Source organism: Bacillus sp. SIMBA_154, from assembly GCF_046536015.1.
Taxonomy (GTDB): Bacteria; Bacillota; Bacilli; order Bacillales; family Bacillaceae; genus Bacillus; species Bacillus pumilus_P.
Genome location: NZ_JAWJBV010000019.1, coordinates 50,519 through 57,445 on the forward strand (window position 1 = coordinate 50,519; position 6,927 = coordinate 57,445).

Annotated in this window: 3 protein-coding genes and 1 pseudogene; all 4 read left to right on the forward strand. The window is 40.8% G+C overall.

All coding sequences use genetic code 11. The features are described from left to right. The first annotated feature begins 170 nt into the window (after window positions 1–170). The 4 genes and pseudogenes from R0K30_RS18730 to R0K30_RS18745 all read left to right on the forward strand — a co-directional run bounded on the left by R0K30_RS18730 (window position 171) and on the right by R0K30_RS18745 (window position 6,812). Window positions 171–2,030: a beta-glucoside-specific PTS transporter subunit IIABC gene (locus R0K30_RS18730; protein ID WP_249704782.1), complete on the forward strand. Its 1,860-nt coding sequence runs from the start codon at window positions 171–173 to the stop codon at window positions 2,028–2,030. Between the two features lie 19 nt (window positions 2,031–2,049). Next, window positions 2,050–3,471, forward strand: a complete 1,422-nt coding sequence (locus R0K30_RS18735) for a glycoside hydrolase family 1 protein (RefSeq protein WP_410612225.1) — start codon at window positions 2,050–2,052, stop codon at window positions 3,469–3,471. Between the two features lie 115 nt (window positions 3,472–3,586). Next, window positions 3,587–4,779: pseudogene (locus R0K30_RS18740) on the forward strand (IS3 family transposase). Window positions 4,780–6,074: 1,295 nt separating this feature from the next. Next, entirely contained in the window at window positions 6,075–6,812 is a 738-nt protein-coding gene (locus tag R0K30_RS18745) for a hypothetical protein (RefSeq protein WP_410612227.1), read from the forward strand. Window positions 6,813–6,927: the final 115 nt, after the last annotated feature.

Sequence of the window (6,927 nt, forward strand, 5' to 3'; positions counted from 1 at the left end):
AAAAGAATACGGTTTCACAATGATCGTCTTAGAGGATTGTGACTGTTCGGCAGGCAAAACCTAAACGTTCACTGAAAAAGCGCAATGGCAAGTTGCGACTATTTTTGGTGCCCGTTTAGGTTTTTATTTTGCCTAAAAACGTATTTTTTTGAAAAAAAGGGGGTTTTTGTATGAGTCATCGTCAATTAGCAGAAGACATTATCAAACACATCGGCACAGAGAAAAACGTTCATTCATTGGTCCATTGCGCCACAAGACTTCGTTTTACATTAAATGACAGGTCAAAAGCAGATAAAGCAGCCATTGAAAAATTAAATGGTGTCGTGACGGTCATGGAAAGCGGCGGCCAATTCCAAGTGGTCATTGGCAATACCGTACCAGAGGTCTATCGAGAGATTGGGGAGTTTACGAATCTATTAGAGGATTCAGCCTCTTCATCTGCTAGATCAAGTGAAGAGAGTACAAGTCTTTTTGGAAAATTTGTCGACATTGTATCTGGCATTTTCACACCACTTCTCGGCGTGATGGCGGGTGCCGGTATTTTAAAAGGTCTGTTGGGCATCTGTATCAATGCGAAATGGTTATCTCCTGAAGATACGTCGTATCAAATTTTATTTGCTGCGTCAGACAGTTTGTTCTACTTCCTGCCATTACTGCTCGCATTCACTTCTGCTAGGAAGTTTAAGGCGAATCCGTTTGTCGCTGTGACGATTGCAGGTGCACTGATCTACCCAACCATTCAAGAGCTGACAAAAGGCGGCGGAGATGTTACCTTCTTCGGTATTCCAGTTGTCTTAATGTCATATACATCAACGGTCATCCCGATTATTTTGGCAGTGTTTGTCATGGGATATATCGAACGTTTCTTTAACAAAGTGATTCATGAGAGCGTCAAAAACTTTATCACACCACTGATTTTACTCGTCACGGTTGTTCCGCTGACACTCATTGTGTTTGGACCATTTGGTGTGTATGCAGGAAACGGCATTGCAGCCGTATTGCTAAAAGTATTCTCCTTTAGTCCTACACTTGCCGGTGCTTTAATTGCGATGGCATGGCAGGTTCTTGTGATCTTCGGCATCCATTGGGGGCTTGTGCCAGTCATTTTAAATAATATTGCGGTCCATGGTAAGGATCATATCAAGCCGGCCACTGCGCCAGCTGTGTTCTCTCAAGCCGGTGCCTCAATCGGTGTTATGCTGAAAACAAAGAATAAAAAACTGAAATCATTGGCTGGATCGACAGCGGTTTCTGCTGTGTTTGGGATTACAGAGCCTGCTGTATACGGGGTTACGCTTCGTTTGAAAAAACCATTTATTGCAGCTGTAATCTCTGCCGGGGTCGGCGGTGCGATTATCGGTTATTCACAAAGTATTGCCATTGCGTCAGGGCTTCCAAGTTTACTGACACTTCCGATCTTCTACGGCCAAGGATTTACAGGTTTCTTAATCGGAATCTCGGTCTCGTTCGTCCTATCCATCGTCTTAACATATTTAATTGGATTTAAAGATCCTGTTGATGAAGATGAGACGTCTGTATCGAGTGCCGCACCAAGGGCTGAACATGAACATGGTGTCAAAGCAGCTCATGTGAAAAGTCCTTTAAAGGGCGAGGTCATCAAGCTGGAGGAAGTGCAAGATAAGGCATTCTCATCTGGTGCACTCGGAAAGGGCGCAGCCATTATTCCAGCAGAAGGCAAGCTGTTTGCACCGGTATCAGGAGTCGTGACAACGGTGTTCCCAACAGGGCATGCGTACGGTCTCACCTCTGAAAGCGGAGCAGAAGTACTCATTCACATTGGACTTGATACCGTACAATTAGGCGGTCAGCATTTTACCCCGAAGGTTGTGCAGGGACAAACGATCACGGAAGGTGAACTGCTTGCTGAGTTTGATATTGAGGCGATTCAAGCAGCCGGTCTGTCAGTCACAACACCAGTGATTATTACCAATTCCGGTGAGTTTAGCGATATGATTGAAACAGAAGAAAAACAAGTCACACCAGGACAATCATTTTTACACTTAGTTTAATAAAAGGGAGGAAGAAATGATGAGATATTCAACACTAGCACCATTTCCAAAAGACTTTTTCTGGGGCGGATCTACTTCCGCCTATCAAGTAGAAGGTGCATGGAACGAGGATGGAAAGGGGCCTTCTGTCATTGACATGAGAGAAAGTTACCCTGAAGGAACAACTGATTTTAAGGTAGCCAGCGATCACTATCACCGCTATAAAGAGGATGTGAAGCTGTTTGCAGACATGGGCTTGAAGGCTTACCGCTTTTCCATTGCGTGGACACGCATCATGCCAGATGGAGATGGGGAGATCAATCAAAAGGGGATTGATTTCTATCATTCTCTCATTGACGAATTGCGCCGTTATGGCATTGAACCAATCGTGACGATGTATCACTTTGACCTGCCTCATGCGCTTCAAGTGAAGGGTGGATGGTCGAATCGTGCGACAGTAGATGCCTTTGAACGCTATGCAGAGGTTCTGTTTCAGGAGTATGGTCAGAAGGTAAAATATTGGCTGACCATTAATGAACAAAATATGATGATCTTACATGGATCGGCTCTAGGTACACTAGATCCAAATTTAGAAAATCCGAAAAAAGAGCTGTATCAGCAGAACCACCATATGCTTGTGGCGCAGGCGAAGGCAATGACGTTATGTCATCGTTTGCTGCCTGAGGCGAAAATTGGACCAGCACCAAACATCGCCCTCATTTACCCGGCATCTCCAAAGCCTGAGGATGTACTTGCTGCGGCAAATTACAATGCGATCCGCAACTGGCTTTATCTTGATATGGCGGTCTTCGGCCGTTATAACAACCTAGCATGGGCGTACATGAAAGAAAAAGACATTCTTCCTGTGATTGAAGAGGGGGATATGGATATTTTGAAAAGCGCGAAGCCAGACTTCATTGCGTTTAATTACTACACATCTCAAACGGTTGAAGCAAGTAAAGGAGATGGCAATGACGAGTTTGCACGCGGCGGAGATCAGCATTTGAAATCCGGTGAAGATGGCGTATACAAAGGCGGCAATAACCCGTACTTAAGTAAAAATGCGTTTGGCTGGGAGATTGATCCTGTCGGCTTCCGTTCAACGATGCGCGAGATTTACGACCGCTATCAGCTGCCGCTCATTATCACTGAAAACGGGCTGGGTGCTTTTGATCAGTTAGAAGAAGATGGATCGATTCAAGACGATTATCGAATTGATTATTTAGAAAAGCATATCGAACAAATCAGATGGGCGATCACTGACGGTGTCGAGGTGTTCGGATACTGCCCGTGGTCAGCCATCGACTTAATCAGCACACACCAAGGATGCTCCAAGCGCTACGGTTTCATCTACGTCAACCGTGACGAATTTGACCTAAAAGACCTGAAGAGAATTCGTAAAAAGAGCTCTTACTGGTATGAAACCCTGATTCAGCAAAATGGAGAGAACATCGGGGAGTAACAAATAAAAAAGCCAATCACCTTATGCGGGTTGATATTATCCCCTCTAAGTAGACAGTGTAAAAAGCCCGAAGAACATATCTTGGCTGTTACACTATACTTGGAGGGGATTTTTTATGGCGAGAAAAGGACAACACTTTCAACACTATACGAAAGAATTTAAGATGAAAGCTGTCAAAATGTACGAAGAAGGAAATAGAAGCTATCGCTCATTATCTGAAGAATTAGGTCTCCGAAGTTCCACTCAGCTAAAAAGTTGGGTCAGAAAATATCGTGAAGGACAATCTTTTGAAGACCAAAGAGGAAAAACATACAAAGTCAGAAAATCCTTTTAGTGGACGTCCTAAATTAACGTTTAAAAGTGTGGAAGAAGAAAGAGATTATTTAAAGGCACAGGTAGAATACTTAAAAAAGCGTTATCCAAATCTTCACGGGGAGGACGGATTCTGAAGACTGCACGGTTTGAAGCTGTTCATGAATTAAAGGGCCTTTATCCGTTAACATGGCTCGTCTGTATCGCCAAAGTATCACGATCTGGGTACTATAAATGGCATAAGAATCAAAGAATGCGAATGGAACGGCAACAGAAAGAACAACTCTTAAAAGAACACCTCATGGCCATTCATCATTCACGTCCCTTCTATGGCTATCCTCGGGTGACAATCGCTTTAAAGAAAGACGGATTTCACATCAATCATAAGCGTGTCTACAGGCTGATGAAAGAAATGAACATCCAATCAATCATTCGAAAAAAACGGCGGTATTTTGGAAGAAAGGCTTCAGTTGTTCAACCAAACAGACTAAACCGAGAATTTAAAACGAATCAATACAATCAGTTATATGTCACTGATATTACCTATATTGCTTGCCAGCATCGCTTTTATTATCTTTCAGCTATACAAGATCTGTATAACAATGAAATCGTCGCATGGAAGCTGTCAAAACGAAATGATCTTGAACTGTTCATGAAGACCTTGGAGAGTTTGACATCCGAACGGGATGTCAAAGGAGCTGTACTTCATTCAGATCAAGGATTCCAATACACAACAAAAGCATATCAAAAGCGACTAGAAAACGTTGGTTTAAAGGGCAGTCATTCCCGAAGGGGGAAACTGCCTGGATAATGCCTGTATCGAATCATTTTTCTCTCATCTCAAAACAGAGACCGCTTACTTTTCTTCGTGTCAAACTGAGGAGGAGCTTTACAAGGGCATAGAAGATTACATTCAATTTTATAATCACGATCGATTCCAGAAAAAAATTAAACCAGTGTGCTCCGGTAGAGTACCGTCACACACTGGCAGCTTAGGCTTTTTATATTTGTCTACTTGACAGGGGTAAGACCAGAAGGTTGGCTTTTTTTCGTTCACTATTGGCAAGATTATATTGTTCGAGTTGTTCTAGAATGATAGTCTGATTTTAACAGCCTAATAAACTGCTTTCTTTTATAATCCGGAGAATATCACAATCCATTTCGCTGTTTCGAATGCTACATCAGGTGGTAGGCCAGCTTGTATAAAAATTGCGCTACTTTGTAAAAACCTGATTTAGCTTTCTTTGCATATTTCTTGCCTATTACTTTCGATAAGGGTTTTTCTAAATATGTGCCTGACTTGCGAAGAGCCTGAACAGCAAGTTTTTTTGCTATTGTAGTGACGATATTTTTAGTTTGGGCTTCTTTAGATTGTGGTGGGAATATCTTGCACCATTTTTTAGGAACATATGCATTTCGGCTTGTGTCATTTGTCCGATTGGTGGATATTGATTTTTAGCAGGATATGTATTTGATTTTGCTAACATAGAATTAGGATAGAAAACTGAAGCTATCATTGTTATTGCCAAAGGAAATAGGGAGTGTCCCGGAGTTTGTTTGAATAACAGGCTTTTGGGTGTCGTGAATGAGTCAACTCCTTAATGCTTACTTCGTCCGCTTACCGTTGACTTCATGCCATATCTAGCCCTCAACCTCCAGTGGAAGCAATAATACCCAATAACAAGACAATAGCCGCAAAAGTCATTCTATAGCCTTTCTCGTTTTGCTTATTATTCTTTCGTTTTTGCATATACTTAGCAAAATAAGAAACGCCCGTCAACTAGATATAATTAAAACAATTATCACCTTTCTAGCTCATAACCTCGATCCTTCTTAGGTGCATTCTGTTTTCTCTCGTTTTCCTCCTTCAAAAAGTACTCCGCGCCTTTTAAAAATCGCCGAAGAAGTCGGCTATTATTTTTCCAAAATTCAAGACCTCGGACGCTGTCCGAACCAGTCTGGGAAATTTTCCCAACCCCATAAAAAAGAAGCAGGCTTTAATCGTCTACTTCTTCTTCAGCCCACACTGCAAAGAGCATCAAACCACAAATAATCATTACCCTAAATCCATCACATGAATTTCAATGGTCATCATGTTCACCTCCATAGTGAACGAATTCTACCACAGAAATTTTCATCAAAACGAAGTTCTAAAAAATAAAAAAAATGATTGCGGACACCGCAACCAAAAAAGGAATTTTCTTAAATCTATCTTAAATCCATTGATACACTCATTTTAATTTGATAACCTTTATTTTGGAATTTAATACAAAAGGAGGAATATAAACAAAATGTTCAAAAAAACACTTTTAACCCTGATTACCCTAGCTCTTGTCATATCGATATGGACTCCATTTTCATCAGAAGCATCAGCAGAAACAAACACTATCAATTCACAAGAATTAGAAGCGTTAGTAACACCGACAATTCTACAAAATGAACAAGCTAACAAAGAATTAGACGAACTTGAAAAGAAAATGGGGGAATACATAGAAAACCTGCCATTTACAGAAAAAGAATTTGAAAACATGTCAGAGTCAGAACAAAATAAAGTGATAGATCAATATTTCAACAATGAAGAATTTTTAGCTTTAGAAAACCGAATGAAACAACTTGACTCGAAAAGTAGTCAGAGTGAAATCACAACACAAGCACTACCAATATTCTTCGTACCAATCGCAATGACCATAGGAAGAGTTGCTTTGTGGGCCATAAGATCAAAAGGCGCAAAAGTTGCACTGAAGTATTTGAAGAACAGAATAAAAGGTTTTGGGAAGAACTATCATATCGATTGGTATGTAAAAAATAGAAAAGGAAAAGTCGAGAGTCTCGTAAAAGTGTTCCATAAAAAAGGAAAAAAGAAAATACGAGTATTTGCAGTTGATAACGGAGTCATACCACTAAAGCCAGGATCATCAAACTGGTACTGGCATTTTCATGTAGCTCCCAAAATTCATATACACCATGCTCTTAGAGCATCAGTACCAAGTAAACACAAAGCTGTAAAAGGTAGAACAATACTCCACTAAAAAAGAAAAGCCCTTTTATAAGGGCTCAGATTGTAGAAAAACTCATGTTTTTCTACAATCTTTTTTATTTTTAACGTATGTATGAAGAATGAAATGTATTGAAAAAGGCCTCCCA

Bases quoted from the DNA above. Each gene is read 5' to 3' on its own strand.
- R0K30_RS18745 (WP_410612227.1), top strand. From the start codon at position 6,075: ATGTTCAAAAAAACACTTTTAACCCTGATTACCCTAGCTCTTGTCATA.
- R0K30_RS18735 (WP_410612225.1), top strand. From the start codon at position 2,050: ATGAGATATTCAACACTAGCACCATTTCCAAAAGACTTTTTCTGGGGC.
- R0K30_RS18730 (WP_249704782.1), top strand. From the start codon at position 171: ATGAGTCATCGTCAATTAGCAGAAGACATTATCAAACACATCGGCACA.